This is a genomic window from Pseudomonas sp. ACN8 (genome assembly GCF_002303925.1).
In the GTDB taxonomy this organism is placed as follows: Bacteria; Pseudomonadota; Gammaproteobacteria; order Pseudomonadales; family Pseudomonadaceae; genus Aquipseudomonas.
The window spans coordinates 1-17,069 of sequence record NZ_MRCS01000027.1 but is presented as its reverse complement, the minus strand read 5'-3'; the positions used below and the strand labels follow the sequence as shown (position 1 = coordinate 17,069).

Annotated in this window: 23 protein-coding genes and 1 pseudogene; 17 read left to right on the top strand and 7 right to left on the bottom strand. The window is 61.1% G+C overall.

The window, feature by feature from the left end:
- Positions 1 to 152: 152 nt before the first annotated feature.
- The 5 genes from BSF44_RS16445 to BSF44_RS16425 all read left to right on the top strand — a co-directional run bounded on the left by BSF44_RS16445 (position 153) and on the right by BSF44_RS16425 (position 4,045).
- Positions 153 to 725, top strand: coding sequence for a YqgE/AlgH family protein (locus tag BSF44_RS16445; protein WP_095944399.1), 573 nt, complete (start codon positions 153 to 155; stop codon positions 723 to 725).
- The gene (gene ruvX / locus BSF44_RS16440) at positions 725 to 1,162 is read left to right on the top strand and encodes a Holliday junction resolvase RuvX (RefSeq protein ID WP_095944398.1); all 438 of its coding nucleotides are present in this window, start codon (positions 725 to 727) and stop codon (positions 1,160 to 1,162) included. The genes BSF44_RS16445 and ruvX overlap by 1 nt, the downstream gene beginning before the upstream one ends.
- Positions 1,163 to 1,241: 79 nt before the next feature.
- Positions 1,242 to 1,745 (top strand): bifunctional pyr operon transcriptional regulator/uracil phosphoribosyltransferase PyrR, encoded by a 504-nt coding sequence (gene pyrR / locus BSF44_RS16435; protein WP_046039256.1) that lies wholly within the window; start codon positions 1,242 to 1,244, stop codon positions 1,743 to 1,745.
- A gap of 27 nt (positions 1,746 to 1,772) precedes the next feature.
- Positions 1,773 to 2,777 (top strand): aspartate carbamoyltransferase catalytic subunit, encoded by a 1,005-nt coding sequence (locus BSF44_RS16430; protein WP_095944397.1) that lies wholly within the window; start codon positions 1,773 to 1,775, stop codon positions 2,775 to 2,777.
- Complete coding sequence (locus tag BSF44_RS16425; RefSeq protein WP_095944396.1) at positions 2,774 to 4,045, top strand: dihydroorotase; 1,272 nt, start codon at positions 2,774 to 2,776, stop codon at positions 4,043 to 4,045. The genes BSF44_RS16430 and BSF44_RS16425 overlap by 4 nt, the downstream gene beginning before the upstream one ends.
- A gap of 114 nt (positions 4,046 to 4,159) precedes the next feature.
- Here BSF44_RS16425 and BSF44_RS16420 read toward each other — a convergent pair whose 3' ends face one another.
- Entirely contained in the window at positions 4,160 to 4,588 is a 429-nt protein-coding gene (locus BSF44_RS16420; protein ID WP_095944395.1) for an NINE protein, read from the bottom strand.
- A 251-nt stretch (positions 4,589 to 4,839) separates the two neighbouring features.
- On the opposite strand from BSF44_RS16420, the gene BSF44_RS16415 reads away from it, so the two are divergent.
- Positions 4,840 to 5,460, top strand: coding sequence for a C40 family peptidase (locus tag BSF44_RS16415; protein ID WP_095944394.1), 621 nt, complete (start codon positions 4,840 to 4,842; stop codon positions 5,458 to 5,460).
- Between the two features lie 131 nt (positions 5,461 to 5,591).
- Here BSF44_RS16415 and BSF44_RS16410 read toward each other — a convergent pair whose 3' ends face one another.
- Positions 5,592 to 6,626, bottom strand: a complete 1,035-nt coding sequence (locus BSF44_RS16410) for a type IV pilus twitching motility protein PilT (RefSeq protein ID WP_095944393.1) — start codon at positions 6,624 to 6,626, stop codon at positions 5,592 to 5,594.
- A 56-nt stretch (positions 6,627 to 6,682) separates the two neighbouring features.
- On the opposite strand from BSF44_RS16410, the gene BSF44_RS16405 reads away from it, so the two are divergent.
- From BSF44_RS16405 to BSF44_RS16360, 10 genes are all read left to right on the top strand, one after another.
- Positions 6,683 to 7,369: a YggS family pyridoxal phosphate-dependent enzyme gene (locus BSF44_RS16405; protein WP_095944392.1), complete on the top strand. Its 687-nt coding sequence runs from the start codon at positions 6,683 to 6,685 to the stop codon at positions 7,367 to 7,369.
- 34 nt (positions 7,370 to 7,403) lie between these two features.
- Complete coding sequence (proC, locus tag BSF44_RS16400; protein WP_095944391.1) at positions 7,404 to 8,222, top strand: pyrroline-5-carboxylate reductase; 819 nt, start codon at positions 7,404 to 7,406, stop codon at positions 8,220 to 8,222.
- Between the two features lie 10 nt (positions 8,223 to 8,232).
- Entirely contained in the window at positions 8,233 to 8,823 is a 591-nt protein-coding gene (locus BSF44_RS16395) for a YggT family protein (RefSeq protein ID WP_056726488.1), read from the top strand.
- Positions 8,824 to 8,827: 4 nt separating this feature from the next.
- Positions 8,828 to 9,124, top strand: a complete 297-nt coding sequence (locus BSF44_RS16390) for a DUF167 domain-containing protein (protein ID WP_095944390.1) — start codon at positions 8,828 to 8,830, stop codon at positions 9,122 to 9,124.
- A gap of 181 nt (positions 9,125 to 9,305) precedes the next feature.
- Positions 9,306 to 10,445 carry a homoserine O-acetyltransferase gene (locus BSF44_RS16385; RefSeq protein WP_095944389.1) on the top strand — a complete coding sequence of 380 codons (1,140 nt, stop codon included), beginning with the start codon at positions 9,306 to 9,308 and terminating at the stop codon, positions 10,443 to 10,445.
- A gap of 7 nt (positions 10,446 to 10,452) precedes the next feature.
- On the top strand, positions 10,453 to 11,073 hold the full coding sequence (gene metW, locus BSF44_RS16380) for a methionine biosynthesis protein MetW (protein WP_095944388.1): 621 nt from the start codon (positions 10,453 to 10,455) through the stop codon (positions 11,071 to 11,073).
- Positions 11,074 to 11,099: 26 nt separating this feature from the next.
- Entirely contained in the window at positions 11,100 to 11,534 is a 435-nt protein-coding gene (locus BSF44_RS16375) for a DUF4426 domain-containing protein (protein WP_095944387.1), read from the top strand.
- Complete coding sequence (rdgB, locus tag BSF44_RS16370) at positions 11,531 to 12,127, top strand: RdgB/HAM1 family non-canonical purine NTP pyrophosphatase (RefSeq protein ID WP_008046485.1); 597 nt, start codon at positions 11,531 to 11,533, stop codon at positions 12,125 to 12,127. The genes BSF44_RS16375 and rdgB overlap by 4 nt, the downstream gene beginning before the upstream one ends.
- The gene (gene hemW, locus BSF44_RS16365) at positions 12,124 to 13,329 is read left to right on the top strand and encodes a radical SAM family heme chaperone HemW (RefSeq protein WP_095944386.1); all 1,206 of its coding nucleotides are present in this window, start codon (positions 12,124 to 12,126) and stop codon (positions 13,327 to 13,329) included. Before rdgB ends, hemW begins: the two co-directional genes overlap by 4 nt.
- Before the next feature lie 9 nt (positions 13,330 to 13,338).
- A complete protein-coding gene (locus BSF44_RS16360; protein WP_007987827.1) occupies positions 13,339 to 13,662 on the top strand; it encodes a DUF3392 domain-containing protein in 324 nt (107 codons plus the stop codon).
- A gap of 133 nt (positions 13,663 to 13,795) precedes the next feature.
- On the opposite strand, the gene trmB is transcribed toward BSF44_RS16360, so the two are convergent.
- The 4 genes from trmB to BSF44_RS16340 form a co-directional block, all read right to left on the bottom strand.
- Entirely contained in the window at positions 13,796 to 14,521 is a 726-nt protein-coding gene (gene trmB, locus BSF44_RS16355) for a tRNA (guanosine(46)-N7)-methyltransferase TrmB (protein WP_095944385.1), read from the bottom strand.
- Positions 14,522 to 14,530: 9 nt separating this feature from the next.
- Positions 14,531 to 15,325: a thiazole synthase gene (locus tag BSF44_RS16350; RefSeq protein ID WP_007975390.1), complete on the bottom strand. Its 795-nt coding sequence runs from the start codon at positions 15,323 to 15,325 to the stop codon at positions 14,531 to 14,533.
- 60 nt (positions 15,326 to 15,385) lie between these two features.
- Positions 15,386 to 15,586, bottom strand: a complete 201-nt coding sequence (thiS, locus tag BSF44_RS16345) for a sulfur carrier protein ThiS (RefSeq protein ID WP_167394879.1) — start codon at positions 15,584 to 15,586, stop codon at positions 15,386 to 15,388.
- Positions 15,587 to 15,676: 90 nt separating this feature from the next.
- Positions 15,677 to 16,048: a DUF423 domain-containing protein gene (locus BSF44_RS16340; RefSeq protein ID WP_095944384.1), complete on the bottom strand. Its 372-nt coding sequence runs from the start codon at positions 16,046 to 16,048 to the stop codon at positions 15,677 to 15,679.
- Between the two features lie 74 nt (positions 16,049 to 16,122).
- On the opposite strand from BSF44_RS16340, the gene mtgA reads away from it, so the two are divergent.
- Positions 16,123 to 16,845 (top strand): monofunctional biosynthetic peptidoglycan transglycosylase, encoded by a 723-nt coding sequence (gene mtgA, locus BSF44_RS16335; RefSeq protein ID WP_095944383.1) that lies wholly within the window; start codon positions 16,123 to 16,125, stop codon positions 16,843 to 16,845.
- 45 nt (positions 16,846 to 16,890) lie between these two features.
- Here mtgA and BSF44_RS30715 read toward each other — a convergent pair.
- Positions 16,891 to 17,069 (bottom strand): annotated as a pseudogene (locus tag BSF44_RS30715) (IS110 family transposase); the annotation flags it as partial.

The window sequence follows — 17,069 nt, the reverse complement described above, 5'->3', positions numbered from 1 at the left end:
TGAGATCTGTCTGACACTTAAATGCTGGATGTTCCGCCATCATCGCGAGCAGGCTCGCTCCCACATTTAATCTATGTCGTTGCTGATATTCGGGACACTTCCTGTGCATCCCCAGCTTGTCAGTTCGCCCCTCGAACGCCACACTAGCGGTCATGAAAAACGTCAGCCCCAGCTACCTCAAGCATCAATTCCTGATCGCCATGCCGCACATGGCCGACCCGAACTTTGCGCACACCTTGACCTACATCGTCGAGCACACGGCCAATGGCGCCATGGGGCTGGTGGTCAACCGTCCGCAAGATCTGAACCTGGCCGATATCCTTGAGCAATTGCGCCCGGAAATCGAACCGCCAGCGCTCTGCCAGCATGTGCCGATCTTCATCGGTGGTCCGGTGCAGACCGATCGCGGTTTCGTTCTTCACCCCAAAGGCCTGAGCTTCCAGGCGACCGTTGATCTGGAAGACGAGTTGGCCCTGTCGACTTCCCAGGACGTGCTGTTCGCCATCGCTGACGGCGTCGGCCCGGCAAAAAGCCTGATTGCCCTCGGCTACGCCGGTTGGGAGCCCGGCCAACTGGAGGCCGAACTGGCGCAGAACGCCTGGTTGAACTGCCCGTTCGACGCCGACATCCTGTTCAATACCAGCAGTGAGTTGCGCCTGGAAGCGGCAGCCAGGCACCTGGGCGTCAACCTCAGCCTGCTGACCAGCCAGGCGGGGCACGCCTGATGGCCCTGAAACTGATTCTGGGGTTTGACTACGGCACCAAACAGATCGGCGTTGCGGTCGGCCAGGTGATTACCGGTCAGGCCCGCGAGCTGTGCACCCTGAAGGCGCAGAACGGCATTCCCGACTGGAACCAGGTCGAAGCCCTCATCAAGGAGTGGAAACCCGATGCCGTGGTGGTCGGCCTGCCATTGAACATGGACGGGACGCCCAGCGACATGTGCGCCCGCGCGGAAAAGTTCGCCAGGCGCCTGAACGGCCGCTACAACCTGCCCTTCTATACCCACGATGAACGCCTGACCACCTTCGAGGCCAAGGGCGAACGCCTGGCTCGTGGCGGCCAGAAAGGCAGTTACCGCGATAACCCGGTCGATGCCATCGCCGCCGCCCTGCTGCTGCAAGGCTGGCTCGATGAAAACACCGCACTGTTTGAATCCTGAAGAGTCGCTGTGCGTCTCTCTTAGCTACAACCCGAGCCACTGCGCGCACAAGCCGGCTCGGCCCCAAGAAGGAGCAACCATGAGCCTGCCCAATCCCGCCGAACTGATCAGCCAGATGGCGACCCGACTTGACGCCTATCTGGTCAAACGAGGCATCAGCGACCCGCGCTTCATCGGCATCCGTACCGGCGGCGTCTGGGTGGCCCAGGCCCTGCTCAAGGAACTGGGCAGCAATGAGCCCCTCGGCACTCTCGACGTGTCCTTCTACCGCGACGATTTCAGCCAGAACGGCCTGCACCCGCAGGTTCGCCCTTCGGCGCTGCCGTTCGAGATCGAAGGCCAGCACCTGGTGCTGATCGACGACGTGCTGATGAGCGGCCGGACCATCCGCGCCGCCATGAACGAACTGTTCGACTACGGCCGCCCGGCCAGCGTGACGCTGGTGTGCCTGCTGGACCTGGACGCCGGCGAGCTGCCGATCCGCCCGAACGTGGTGGGCGCGACCCTGTCCCTGGCTGCCCATGAACGGGTGAAGCTGTCCGGCCCCGAGCTCGCGCTCGAACTGCAAGACCTCGCCCTTTAATTCGCCCTATTGAGAGTCCCCCTCGCGATGACGCCTCTAGAAACCAAGCGCCCGCTGCAGCTCAATGATCAGGGCCAGCTGCGCCATTTCCTCTCGCTCGACGGTTTGCGCCGCGAGCTGCTGACGGAAATCCTCGACACCGCCGACTCCTTCCTTGAAGTCGGTGCCCGGGCCGTGAAGAAAGTCCCGTTGCTGCGCGGCAAGACCGTGTGCAACGTGTTCTTCGAGAACTCGACACGCACCCGCACCACCTTCGAACTGGCGGCCCAGCGGCTCTCGGCGGACGTGATCACCCTCAATGTGTCGACATCGTCGGCGAGCAAGGGCGAAACCCTGCTCGACACCCTGCGCAACCTGGAAGCCATGGCCGCCGACATGTTCGTCGTGCGCCACGGTGATTCGGGTGCCGCACACTTCATCGCCGAGCATGTTTGCCCACAAGTGGCGATCATCAACGGCGGTGACGGCCGGCACGCGCACCCGACCCAGGGCATGCTCGACATGTTGACCATCCGCCGGCACAAGGGCGGTTTCGAAAACCTTTCGGTGGCCATCGTCGGCGACATCCTGCACTCGCGGGTCGCGCGCTCGAACATGCTGGCCCTGAAAACCCTCGGTTGCCCGGATATCCGCGTGATTGCGCCGAAAACCCTGCTGCCGATCGGTATCGAGCAATACGGCGTGAAGGTCTATACCGACATGACCGAAGGCCTGAAAGACGTAGACGTGGTGATCATGTTGCGCTTGCAGCGTGAACGCATGACCGGCGGCCTGTTGCCGAGCGAGGGCGAGTTCTACCGCCTGTTCGGCCTGACCACCGCGCGGCTGGCCGGCGCCAAGCCCGATGCCATCGTGATGCACCCGGGGCCGATCAACCGTGGAGTGGAAATCGAGTCTGCGGTGGCTGACGGCCCGCAATCGGTGATCCTCAACCAGGTGACCTACGGGATCGCCATTCGTATGGCGGTACTGTCCATGGCCATGAGCGGGCAGACTGCCCAGCGCCAATTCGAGCAGGAGAACGCCCAGTGAAGCTCAGCATTCTCGGCGCCCGCGTAATCGATCCGGCCAGCGGTCTGGATCAAGTGACCGATATCCACATTGAAGCCTGCAAAGTCGTCGCCCTTGGCGCGGCGCCAGCCGGTTTTGTCGCCGTCGACACCATCGACGCCAAAGGCCTGGTGGCCGCTCCCGGCCTGGTCGACCTCAACGTTGCCCTGCGCGAGCCGGGCTACAGCCGCAAAGGCTCGATTGTCAGCGAAACCCGCGCGGCGGCGGCTGGCGGCGTGACGAGCCTGTGCTGCCCGCCGAAGACCAAACCGGTGCTGGACACCTCGGCGGTAGCCGAACTGATCCTCGACCGCGCCCGCGAGGCCGGCAACACCAAAGTCTTCCCGATTGGCGCCCTGAGCAAAGGCCTGGACGGCGAACAGCTCGCCGAACTCGTGGCACTGCGCGATGCCGGTTGCGTGGCCTTCGGCAATGGTCTGGAGAGTTTCCGCAACACCCGCACCCTGTGCCGGGCGCTGGACTACGCAGCGACTTTCGACCTGACGGTGATTTTCAACTCCCAGGATCACGACCTGGCCGAGGGCGGCCTGGCTCACGAAGGGCCGACCGCCAGCTTCCTGGGCTTGCCGGGCATTCCGGAAAGTGCCGAGACCGTCGCCCTGGCCCGGGATCTGCTGCTGGTTGAACAGACCGGCGTGCGCGCGCACTTCAGCCAGCTCACCAGCGCACGCGGTGTGGAGCTGATCGCCCAGGCCCAGGCCCGGGGCCTGAAGGTGACCGCTGATGTCGCCCTGTACCAGTTGATCCTGACCGACGAAGCCCTGATCGACTTCAGTAGCCTGTATCACGTCCAGCCGCCGCTGCGCACCCGCGCCGACCGCGACGGCCTGCGCGCTGCGGTGAAATCCGGCGTGATCTCGGCCATTTCCAGCCATCACCAACCCCATGAGCGTGACGCCAAACTGGCACCGTTCGGCGCAACCGAGCCGGGCATCAGCAGTGTCGAACTGCTATTGCCACTGGCAATGACCCTGGTCGAAGACGGCTTGCTGGACCTGCCGACACTGCTCCAGCGCCTGAGCGCCGGCCCTGCAGAGGCCTTGCGCCTGCCGGCAGGCAAACTGGCGGTGGGTGGCGCGGCGGATATCGTACTGTTCGACCCGGCGGCCTCGACCGTGGCGGGTGAAAGCTGGCTATCCAAGGGCGAAAACTGCCCGTTCATTGGCCACAGCTTGCCGGGTGTGGTGCGTTACACCCTGGTGGATGGGCGCATTAGCCACCAGGCGTAAAACCGCATCGCCTGCCTTCGCGAGCAGGCTCGCTCCCACAGTGGATTTGTGGTGATTCACAAATCCATGGCTACACACCAACCCTGTGGGAGCGAGCCTGCTCGCGAAGGCGATTTAGAAGGCGCCTCTATTCTGAGCATTACGCACAGAAACCTGGTCATTCAACGTCCAGAAGTCATACAGCACCCCGAGAAAGAACAATCCGCCCGTCAGCAGGTACAGCAACCCGCTGATCCATTTCCCCTGATACATCCGGTGCACACCGAACACCCCGAGAAACGTCAGCAGGATCCACGCCACGTTGTATTCGATCGGGCCCGCGGTAAACCGCAGGTCAGCCTCGCGATCCATCGCAGGGATCAGGAAAAGGTCGATCAGCCAACCGATCCCCAGCAAGCCGAAGGTGAAAAACCAGATCGTCCCGGTCACCGGTTTGCCGTAATAGAAGCGGTGAGCGCCGGTAAAACCGAAAATCCACAGCAGGTAACCGATCACTTTGCTGTGGGTATCTTGCTGCTGGACAGTCTGTTGATAGGGGTTCATGAATGACCTCGATTCGCACGATAGATAAATATTCTTTAAATCTTTGTGACTTTTTTACAGGCACCCGACGTATGGCAAGTGCTACCTTCACGCCTGTCAAAGCCTTGTAACACAAGACTCCTGTCCGACAATTGCGCCATTTTGCCGCTTTTTTGCCACCATTGCCCCCCTGATTGAATCGACCAACGGCCTCGGAAGCGACAAAAAAGCTGTTATAAAGTTGCGCGCTAACTTATTAAGAGCCTTGCCTAATGCGTTCATTTTTCAAGACATGGCTAACCATTTGCCTTTTGATGCCACTGGCCGCCCACGCCACCAATCGTGAGCAACGTCTTCCAAACGTTAATGGTTACACCCCGAAATCCCATGCCTCTGCTCCTTCGAGCAAAGACAAGAAATCCGCTAAATATGCTCCAAGCCTGGCCAGCAGCAAAAGCGGCCTGGTTCCGCCGATGGGCACCAAGGAAAGCAGCGACGTGCTGAGCCGCGCCGTGAACGTCCTTGGCACTCCCTATCGTTGGGGTGGCAGCAGCCCAAGCAAAGGCTTCGATTGCAGCGGCCTGGTAAAATACGCGTTCAACGACGCCACGTTCGACCTGCCACGCACCTCCAACGCCATGGCCAGCGGTCATGGGGAGAAAGTCGATCGCGACGATCTGAAGCCGGGCGACCTGATTTTCTTCAACATCAAGAGCCGTCGGGTCAATCACGTTGCCATTTACCTGGGCAACGACCGCTTCATCCACGCGCCACGCCGCGGCAAGTCGGTGTCCATCGACACCTTGAAGAAACCGTACTGGGAAAACCACTACGTGGTTGCCAAGCGGGTTCTGCCGAAAGAGCCGAATCAATTGCGGGTTGTTCAGCGCTGATTTAAGTGCCCTGAATCTGTATCGAACATGATGGCCCCATCGCGAGCAAGCTCGCTCCCACAGGATTGATGAAGTCCATATGGGAGCGGGCTTGCTCGCGAAAAGGCCCTTGAAAGCACCACAAATTCTCCTCAAAACCCATCCGGCGACCGCGCCTTCTCCCGCGCATGGTCACGACTGACCAACCCCTTGGTCACCAGGTCCTTCAAGCTCATATCCAGCGTCTGCATCCCCAACGACCCTCCCGACTGAATCGCCGAGTACATCTGCGCCACCTTGTCCTCGCGGATCAGATTGCGGATCGCCGATGTACCCAGCATGATCTCGTGGGCGGCGATGCGTCCGCCGCCGATTTTCTTCACCAGGGTCTGGGACACCACCGCCAGCAGCGACTCGGAGAGCATCGAGCGCACCATCGACTTCTCGTCCCCCGGAAACACGTCCACCACCCGGTCGATGGTTTTTGCCGCCGACGTGGTGTGCAGCGTGCCGAACACCAGATGGCCGGTTTCGGCCGCGGTCAATGCCAGGCGAATGGTCTCCAGGTCGCGCATCTCCCCCACAAGGATCACATCCGGGTCTTCCCGCAGTGCCGAACGCAAGGCGGTGGCGAAACTTCGGGTATCGCGATGGACTTCACGCTGATTGATCAGGCATTTGCGCGACTCGTGAACGAACTCGATGGGGTCTTCGATGGTAAGGATATGGTGATGACGATGGGTATTGAGGTAATCGATCATCGCCGCCAGCGTGGTGGACTTGCCGGAACCGGTCGGGCCGGTCACCAGCACGAGGCCACGGGGGGCGTCGGTCATCTTGCGGAACACATCCCCCATACCCAGCTCGTCCATGCTCTGCACTTTCGCCGGAATGGTGCGAAACACCGCACCCGCGCCACGGCTCTGGGTGAACACATTGACCCGAAAGCGCGCTACGCCGGGCACTTCAAAGGAAAAGTCGGTTTCCAGATGCTTTTCGAAATCCACCCGCTGGCTGTCATTCATGATGGCATGGATCAGCGCCTGCACCTGTCGGTGATCCAGGGCCGGCAGATTGATGCGTCGCACATCACCATCGACGCGAATCATCGGTGGCAGGCCGGCGGACAGGTGCAGGTCGGACGCCCCCTGTTTGGCGCTGAATGCCAGCAGCTCAGTGATATCCATAGCGCCTCTCAATTCCAGTAGAATGCCGCGAACCTTCAGACCGCTGGCGCCTCTTGATGTCCACCATAGCAGACAACATTCTTCAGGTTAGTTCGCGCATACATGCCGCAACGCTTGCCGCTAACCGCGCCGAAAACAGCGTCCGGTTGCTGGCGGTGAGCAAGACCAAACCCGCTCAGGACCTGCGTGAAGCCTACGCTGCCGGCCTGCGCGACTTTGGCGAGAACTACCTGCAGGAAGCGCTGGGCAAACAGCTGGAACTGGCCGACCTGCCCTTGATCTGGCACTTCATCGGCCCCATTCAATCGAACAAGACTCGCGCTATCGCCGAGCACTTCGACTGGGTGCATTCCGTGGATCGTCTGAAAGTCGCACAACGCCTGTCCGAACAACGTCCCGCCGATCTGCCGCCCCTGAACATTTGCATTCAGGTCAATGTCAGCGGTGAAGCCAGCAAATCCGGCTGCACCCCGGCCGACCTGCCGGCCCTGGCCAACGCCATCAGTAACCTGCCGCGCCTGAAACTGCGCGGGTTGATGGCAATCCCGGAGCCGACTGAAGACCGCGCCGCCCAGGATGCCGCTTTCGCGGCCGTGCAAAGCCTGCAAGCCAGCCTGAATCTGCCACTCGACACACTTTCCATGGGCATGAGCCACGACCTTGAGTCGGCCATTGCCCAAGGCGCCACTTGGGTCCGTATTGGTACAGCCCTGTTTGGCGCCCGTGACTACAGCCAGCCGTAAACATGGCTGACACACTTCTGAATAAGGACCTGACATGAGCAAGACGCGTATTGCCTTTATCGGTGCCGGCAACATGGCCGCCAGCCTGATCGGTGGCCTGCGGGCCAAGGGTCTGGAAGCCGCGCAGATCCGCGCAAGCGATCCGGGCGAAGAAACCCGCGCCCGTGTGAGCGCTGAACACGGCATCGAAACCTTTGCCGACAACGCCCAGGCCATCGACGGTGCCGACGTGGTCGTCCTGGCGGTCAAACCCCAGGCGATGAAAGCCGTGTGCGAAGCCATTCGCCCAAGCCTCAAGCCCAATCAACTGGTGGTGTCGATTGCCGCGGGCATCACCTGTGCCAGCATGAACAACTGGCTCGGCGCCCAGCCGATCGTGCGCTGCATGCCCAACACCCCGGCGCTGGTGCGTCAGGGCGCGAGCGGCCTGTTCGCGACAGCCGAGGTTTCTGCCGAACAGCGCCAGCAGGCCCAGGAGCTGCTGTCCGCGGTCGGCATCGCCCTTTGGCTGAATGAAGAGCAGCAACTGGATGCCGTCACCGCCGTTTCCGGCTCGGGCCCGGCGTATTTCTTCCTGCTGATCGAAGCCATGACCGCCGCCGGCGTGAAACTCGGCCTGCCGGCGGACATCGCCGCGCAACTGACCCTGCAAACCGCCCTGGGCGCCGCCCACATGGCGGTCTCCAGCGACGTCGACGCCGCCGAGCTGCGCCGCCGCGTCACCTCGCCTGCGGGCACCACGGAAGCTGCAATCAAGTCGTTCCAGGCTAATGGCTTTGAAGCCCTGGTCGAAAAGGCACTCGGCGCTGCCGCGCATCGCTCGGCCGAGATGGCCGAACAACTGGGTCAATAAGGAGCTTTTCATGATTGGATTGAACACCGCAGCGGTCTACGTGCTGCAAACCCTCGGCAGCCTGTACCTGCTGATCGTGCTGATGCGCTTCGTGCTGCAACTGGTGCGGGCGAACTTCTACAACCCGATCTGCCAGTTCATCGTCAAGGCCACTCAGCCACTGCTCAAGCCACTGCGCCGGATCATCCCGAGCGTGTTCGGCCTGGACATGTCCTCGCTGGTGCTCGCGATCCTGGTACAACTGGCGCTCATGGCCCTGACCCTGCTACTGACCTACGGCACCACCGGGAACCCGCTGCAACTGCTGATCTGGTCGATCATCGGCGTGACCGCGCTGTTCATGAAGATTTTCTTCTTTGCCCTGATCATCAGCGTGATCCTGTCCTGGGTCGCCCCGGGCAGCCATAACCCGGGCGCCGAGCTGGTGAACGACGTCTGCGAGCCGGCCCTGGCGCCGTTCCGCAAGTTCCTGCCGAACCTGGGCGGCCTGGATCTGTCGCCGATCTTTGCGTTCCTGGCACTCAAGCTGTTCGACATGCTGGTGATCAACAACCTCGCCGCCATGACCATGATGCCGGAAATCCTCCGCGTGTTGATCTGACCCGGTGAGATGGTTTCGCTGGGACGGTGACGACCTGATTCTGGAATGTCACCTGCAACCGGCAGCCCGTAGCGATGACTTCTGCGGGCTGCACGGCGATCGCCTGAAGATCCGCCTGACCGCGCCGCCGGTCGAGGGCAAGGCCAACGCGTATCTGATGGCGTTCCTGGCCAAGGCCTTCGGCGTGTCCAAGAGCCAGGTCAGTTTGATCAGCGGCGAGTTGAACCGGCAGAAACGGGTGCGAATCTGCTCGCCGAAGAAGCTGCCGGACTTGCCAGATCTGGTGCGTCCGGCAGGCTGATCGCGTCATCGTTCATCGCGAGCAGGCTCGCTCCCACATGGACCGCATCAATCCTGTGGGAGCGAGCCTGCTCGCGAATGGCGCACCTCGATCTTATTGAATGAAATCAGGCCCGGCCTTTGCTTGCCGCTAACCCCAGCGGTCTTTAGACTTACGCCTCATTTCAATGAGAGCAGGGTCGATGCCAGCTGCCTTTCCCCCCGATTCTGTTGGTCTGGTGACGCCGCAAGTGGCGCACTTCAGCGAACCCCTGGCGTTGGCCTGCGGTCGTTCGCTCCCGGCCTATGACCTGATTTACGAAACCTACGGCACGCTCAACGCCACGGCGAGCAACGCCGTGCTGATCTGCCACGCCCTGTCCGGCCACCACCACGCCGCCGGCTACCACAGCGTCGACGACCGCAAACCCGGTTGGTGGGACAGCTGCATCGGCCCCGGCAAGCCGATTGACACCAGCAAGTTCTTCGTGGTCAGCCTGAACAACCTCGGAGGCTGCAACGGCTCCACCGGCCCGAGCAGCATCAACCCGGACACCGGCAAGCCGTTCGGCGCCGACTTCCCGGTGTTGACCGTCGAGGATTGGGTACACAGCCAGGCGCGTCTGGCGGATCGTCTCGGCATCGCCCGGTTCGCGGCCGTGATCGGCGGCAGCCTCGGCGGCATGCAGGCGATGCAATGGAGCATCACCTACCCCGACCGCATTCGTCACTGCCTGGCCATCGCTTCGGCGCCCAAGCTGTCGGCACAGAACATCGCGTTCAACGAAGTGGCGCGCCAGGCGATCCTCACCGACCCGGAATTCCACGGTGGTTCGTTCCAGGAACACAACGTGATTCCCAAGCGCGGCCTGATGCTGGCGCGGATGGTCGGGCACATCACCTACCTGTCCGACGATTCCATGGGCGAAAAATTCGGCCGCGGGCTCAAGAGCGAGAAGCTCAACTACGACTTCCACAGCGTCGAATTCCAGGTGGAAAGCTACCTGCGCTATCAGGGCGAAGAGTTCTCCGGGCGCTTCGATGCCAACACGTACCTGTTGATGACCAAAGCGCTCGACTACTTCGATCCGGCAGCGAACTTCGACGATAACCTGGCAAAAACCTTTGAAGGTGCAAAAGCCAAGTTCTGCGTAATGTCGTTCACCACCGACTGGCGCTTCTCCCCGGCCCGCTCGCGGGAACTGGTGGACGCACTGATGGCCGCACGCAAGGACGTCTGCTACCTCGAGATCGACGCCCCGCAAGGCCACGACGCCTTCCTGATTCCGATCCCGCGCTACCTGCAGGCATTCGGCAATTACATGAACCGCATTACGTTGTGAGAAAGCCATGAGAGCTGATCTGGAAATCATCCAGGAATGGATCCCCGCCGGCAGCCGCGTGCTCGACCTCGGGTGCGGCGATGGCGAACTGCTGACCTGGCTGCGCGACAACAAGCAAGTCACCGGTTATGGCCTGGAAAACGACGCCGACAACATCGCCGAGTGCGTGGCCAAGGGCATCAACGTCATCGAACAGGACCTGGACAAGGGCCTGGGCAACTTTGCCAGCAACAGTTTCGATGTCGTGGTCATGACCCAGGCGCTGCAAGCGGTGCACTACCCGGACAGGATCCTCGAGGAAATGCTGCGCGTCGGTCGCCAGTGCATCATCACTTTCCCGAATTTCGGTCACTGGCGCTGCCGCTGGTACCTGGCGAGCAAGGGCCGCATGCCGGTTTCCGAGTTCCTGCCGTACACCTGGTACAACACGCCGAACATTCACTTCTGTACCTTCGCCGACTTTGAAGCCTTGTGTCGCGAACGTGAAGCGAAGGTCATTGATCGGCTGGCCGTGGATCAACAACATCGGCACGGGTGGGCCAGCAAGCTATGGCCTAATCTGTTAGGTGAGATCGGCATCTACCGGGTCAGCAGCCCGGGACTTGCCGACCACAGGGTCGCAGTCTGATCCACCCTATTTCAAGGAGAACGATCATGGGTCGTCTAGCGTTGTTTCTACTCACTGCCTGCCTGAGCGTCACCGCCATGGCCGCCGACGCCATCAAGAGCGAACGCAAGGAAACCTTCGGTGACGTAACGGTGCACTACAACACCTTCAACTCCACCTATTTGCTACCGGACGTTGCCAAGGCCGCCCAACTGACCCGCAGCAAGGATCAGGGCGTGATCAACATTTCGGTGATCAAGGCCGGCACGCCGATGGCGGCCGAGGTCAGCGGCACCGTCAAAGACCTGACCAGCCAAAGCTACACACTGAACTTCAAACAGGTCACCGAGCAAGGAGCGATCTACTACATCGCCCAATACCCGGTACCCCAGCAGGAAATCCGCACCTTCGACATCAAGGTGCAGACCGGCGACAAGATCAACACCATCAATTTCAACCAAGAGCTCTTCCCTGGCCAATGATCAACTTCACGCAACTCGTATTGGCCAGCCATAACGCCGGCAAACTCAAGGAACTCCAGGCCATGCTCGGCGAGTCGGTGCATCTGCGCTCGATCGGCGAGTTCAGCAGCGTCGAGCCCGAGGAGACCGGCCTGTCGTTCGTCGAGAACGCCATCCTCAAGGCCCGCAATGCCGCGCGCATCTCCGGCCTGCCGGCGCTGGCCGACGATTCCGGGCTGGCGGTGGATTTCCTTGGCGGTGCGCCGGGCATCTACTCGGCGCGTTATGCCGATGGCAAGGGCGATGCGGCGAATAACGCCAAGCTGCTCGACGTGTTGAAAGACGTGCCTGAAGCCGAACGCGGCGCGCAGTTCGTATGCGTGCTGGCACTGGTGCGCCACGCCGATGATCCACTGCCGATCCTCTGCGAAGGTTTGTGGCACGGGCGAATCCTGACCCAGGCCAGCGGCGAGCACGGTTTTGGCTACGACCCGCTGTTCTGGGTGCCGGAGCGTAATTGCTCCAGCGCCGAGCTGAGCCCGAGCGACAAGAACCAGATCAGCCACCGCGCACGTGCAATGGATCTGCTGCGCCAGCGTCTGGGCTTGAAATGACCCGTGAATCATCCGCGTCGCCGCTGATCTTCGGCGGCGATGCTCAATCGCCTCGGGCGGCCCTGCCCGTGCTGCCGCCGCTGGCGCTGTATATCCACATCCCGTGGTGCGTGCGCAAATGCCCTTATTGCGACTTCAATTCTCACACTGCCAGCCCCGTGCTGCCTGAAGAAGAGTACGTCGACGCATTGCTGGCCGATCTCGATCAGGACCTGCACGCCGTTTATGGTCGTGAGCTGAGCTCGATTTTCTTTGGCGGCGGCACGCCAAGCCTGTTCAGCGCTGATTCGCTGGGTCGCTTGCTCAAAGGCGTCGAACAGCGCATTCCGTTTGCCAGCGACATCGAAATCACCTTGGAAGCCAATCCGGGGACGTTCGAGCAAGACAAGTTCGTGGCATACCGGAAACTGGGGATCAATCGCCTGTCGATCGGCATCCAGAGCTTCCAGCAAGAAAAGCTCGAGGCCCTGGGCCGCATCCACAATGGTGACGAAGCCGTACGTGCCGCCGGCATGGCGCGGCAGGCCGGGTTCGATAACTTCAACCTGGACTTGATGCATGGCTTGCCGAATCAGTCCCTGGACGATGCCTTGGCCGACCTGCGCACCGCCATCGCCCTGAAGCCGACACACCTGTCGTGGTATCAACTGACTCTGGAACCGAACACCGTGTTCTGGAACCAGCCGCCGACGCTGCCCGAAGACGACACGCTGTGGGATATTCAGGAGGCCGGGCAAGCGCTGCTGGCCGAACACGGTTACGTGCAATACGAAGTCTCGGCCTATGCCCTGCCCGGTCGCCCGGCGCGCCACAACCTCAATTACTGGAGTTTTGGCGACTTCATCGGCATCGGCGCCGGCGCCCACGGCAAGCTCAGCCATCCGGACGGGCGCATCATTCGCACCTGGAAGACCCGCCTGCCGAAGGATTACCTGAATCCGGCGAAGAGCTTCCAGGCTGGCGAGAAAGCGCTAACCAATGATGAAATGCCGTTCGAATTCCTGATGAACGCGCTGCGCCTGACTGAAGGCGTCGAATCGCGGCTGTACCCGGAACGTACCGGCATGACGCTGGAAAGCCTTGCTCAAGGCCGCCGTGAAGCCGAACAAAGCGGCCTGTTGCAGGTCGAACCGTCACGTCTGGTAGCCACCGAGCGCGGACAACTCTTTCTCAACGACTTGCTGCAGAAATTTCTGACATAAGGAAATCGAATGGATTTGGTACTCGACCTGCTTGCCACCGTGTCTCGCTGGAGCCGCAGCAACCTCTCGGAAATCGCCCTGGCCCTGGTGGGCTGCCTGCTGGTGCTGTTTGGTGCGGATTTCAAAGGCTGGGTCGAGCAGCGCCTGGGCAGCATCGCCGGCGCGTTGCGCGTGCCGCTGATGTCCCTGCTGTGCATGATCGGCAGCGGCGCGGCACTGATCTACGCCACACCGTGGGTTGTGCGCGGCTTGAGCCAGTTCAATAACTACAGCCTGGCGCCGGTGTTGCTGGTGGTGCTGGTGTTGATTGGCGTGGTCGCTGACCGCCGCTGATTTTTTTGCCGAATACAAAACAACTGTAGGAGCGAGCCTGCTCGCGATAGCGGTCTGACAGTCAACTCAGATGTTGAATGTCATGGCCTCATCGCGAGCAGGCTCGCTCCTACAGTTTTTACAGCATTACGGCTTAGGACTGTTTCTCGAACTTCAAATCCCACACGCCATGCCCAAGACGTTCGCCACGGCGCTCGAACTTGGTGATCGGCCGCTCGGCCGGGCGCGGTACGCACTTGCCGTCTTCAGCGAGGTTGCGGTAACCCGGCGCGACGCTCATCACTTCCAGCATGTACTCGGCGTAAGGTTCCCAGTCGGTGGCCATGTGCAGAATGCCACCAACCTTCAACTTGCTGCGCACCAACTCGGCGAAGGACGCCTGAACGATACGGCGCTTGTGGTGACGGCTCTTGTGCCACGGATCCGGGAAAAACAGCATCAGGCGATCAAGGCTATTGTCCGCCACGCAACGGTTGAGCACTTCGATGGCGTCACAATCGTAGACACGCAGGTTGGTCAAACCCTGGGTCAGCACGCCATTGAGCAGCGCGCCGACACCCGGACGGTGCACTTCGACGCCAATGAAATCCTGCTCGGGCGAGGCCGCTGCCATTTCCAGCAGCGAATGGCCCATGCCGAAACCGATTTCCAGCGAGCGCGGTGCCGAGCGACCGAACACCTGGTCGAAATCCACCGGCGCGTCGGCCAATGGCAGCACGAACAGCGGAGTGCCCTGCTCCAGGCCCTTTTGCTGGCCTTCGGTCATGCGCCCGGCACGCATCACGAAACTCTTGATGCGGCGGTGTTGGCGCTCGTCGCCTTCTTCCGTCTGGATTGGCGTGTCGTTCGATTCAGTCATCAATGGCTCTTACTTGATCAGACCATCCAGCGGCGAAGAGGCGCTGGCATAGAGTTTTTTCGGCATACGGCCGGCGAGGTAGGCCAGGCGGCCTGCGACGATCGCATGTTTCATGGCTTCAGCCATCATGACCGGCTGCTGGGCGTGGGCAATGGCCGAGTTCATCAGCACTGCATCACACCCCAGTTCCATGGCGATGGTGGCGTCGGAAGCAGTACCGACACCGGCATCCACCAATACTGGAATCTTGGCTTCTTCGAGGATGATCTGCAGGTTGTACGGGTTGCAGATTCCCAGGCCGGAGCCGATCAGACCGGCCAGTGGCATCACCGCGATACAGCCGATTTCCGCCAATTGACGGGCGATGATCGGGTCATCACTGGTGTAGACCATCACGTCGAAGCCTTCCTTGACCAGCGTTTCGGCGGCCTTGAGGGTTTCGATCACGTTGGGGAACAGGGTTTTCTGGTCAGCCAGCACTTCCAGCTTCACCAGGTTGTGGCCGTCGAGCAGTTCACGGGCCAGGCGGCAGGTGCGCACAGCTTCGATGGCGTCGTAGCAACCGGCGGTGTTCGGCAGGAAGGTGTAGCGATCCGGCGATAGCACTTCAAGCAGGTTCGGCTCGCCCTCGATCTGGCCAAGGTTGGTGCGGCGCACGGCGAAGGTGACGATCTCGGCGCCCGAGGCTTCGATGGCCAGGCGGGTTTCTTCCATGTCACGGTACTTGCCGGTACCGACCAGCAAACGCGACTGGTAAGTACGACCGGCCAGGACGAAAGGCTTGTCGCTGCGAACGATGCTCATGGGAAATCCTCTGTAGGGGTGAGGTACTTGCAGAATTGTGTGGCCACTGGGCCGAGGCTGCTAGCCGCCGCCGATGGCGTGCACCACTTCGACGTTGTCGCCGTCGTTCAACGTGGTATCTGCATGCTGACTGCGCGGGACGATATCCAGATTGAGTTCGACCGCCACCCGGCGTCCGGTCAGGTCCAGACGGGTCAGCAGGGCCGCAACGGTTTCACCGTCGGGCAGTTCAAGGGATTCGCCGTTCAACTGAATGCGCATGCCGGATGCCGCCATCATTTTTAGGGGCTGGCATTCTAGCCCGATCAGTCAGGCCGACCCAAGCCATTCGTCATGAAATGGACCGTTAAGTCAGCTCAGGCGCCAGGCGGCAAGTCCGAGGCAAAACCAGCCCACCAGGAAGGCCAGGCCACCGAACGGGGTGATGATGCCGAGCTTACTGATGCCCGTCAGCGTCAATACATACAGGCTACCGGAGAACAGCAGGATACCGATGGCAAACGATGCAGCGGCCCAAGTGGCGAGTCGACCGGGAATTTGCGTGGCCAGCGCTGCAACGCCGAGCAACGCCAGGGCATGCACCAGTTGATAGGTGACGCCTGTATGGAAGATCGCCAGATACTCGGCGCTCAGGCGGCTCTTCAGGCCATGGGCGGCAAAGGCCCCGAGGCCGACACCGGTGAAGCCGAAAAAAGCGGCCAGCATCAGAAAGCCACGCAGCATGCGGAACTCCAGTCAGTTTCGATCCAAAGGGTCTGTATAATGGCCCGCTCAACGGGTTCGGCCAAGCCATCTCTATGCTGCGTATCTATTTCCGTCATTTCTCCAAGGCCGTGCTCTGGTTCATGGGTGGCAGCGTATTGCTGGTGCTGATCTTTCGCGTGGTGCCGCCGCCAGGGACGACGCTGATGGTCGAGCGCAAGATCGAATCCTGGTTTGACGGCGAACCCATTGACCTGCAACGGACCTGGAAACCCTGGGACGAGATCTCCGACGACCTGAAAGTCGCGGTGATTGCCGGCGAAGACCAGAAATTCCCGGAGCACTGGGGCTTCGATATCGGCGCGATTCAGGCGGCGTTTGCCCATAACGAGCGCGGCGGCTCGATCCGTGGCGCCAGCACCCTCAGCCAGCAAGTCTCGAAAAACCTGTTCCTGTGGTCTGGCCGCAGCTGGCTGCGCAAAGGCCTTGAAGCCTGGTTCACCGGACTGATCGAAGTGCTCTGGCCCAAGCAGCGGATTCTTGAGGTGTACCTCAACAGTGTCGAGTGGGATGACGGCGTGTTTGGCGCCGAAGCGGCGGCCCGGCATCACTTTGGTGTGAGCGCCAGGAACCTCAGCCGTCAGCAATCGAGCTTGCTGGCCGCCGTGCTGCCCAACCCTCGCGTGTGGAGTGCGAGCCATCCGACCGCTTACGTGGCGCGACGTGCAGGCTGGATTCGGCGACAAATGAGCCAACTGGGTGGCGACAGCTATCTGGTCGGGCTGAACGATTCGCGCCGGGCGCCTTGGGCCCAATAGCACCTCAAATCCCCTGTGGGAGATTCTATGGTTGAGGGAAAGTCCTCAACTGGCTTTTGGCTGATATTCGCTTTGCCCTTTCAGCAAGGCGAATACCACCCGAGCAAGCTTGCGAGCCAGCATCACTAGCGCCTGAGTGGTGCTGAACCCCCGAGTTCTTTGTTCTTCGTAATACCCTTTCCAGGCTTTCGTACGGCTAGCCGACATCGCTGCATTGTGCAGAA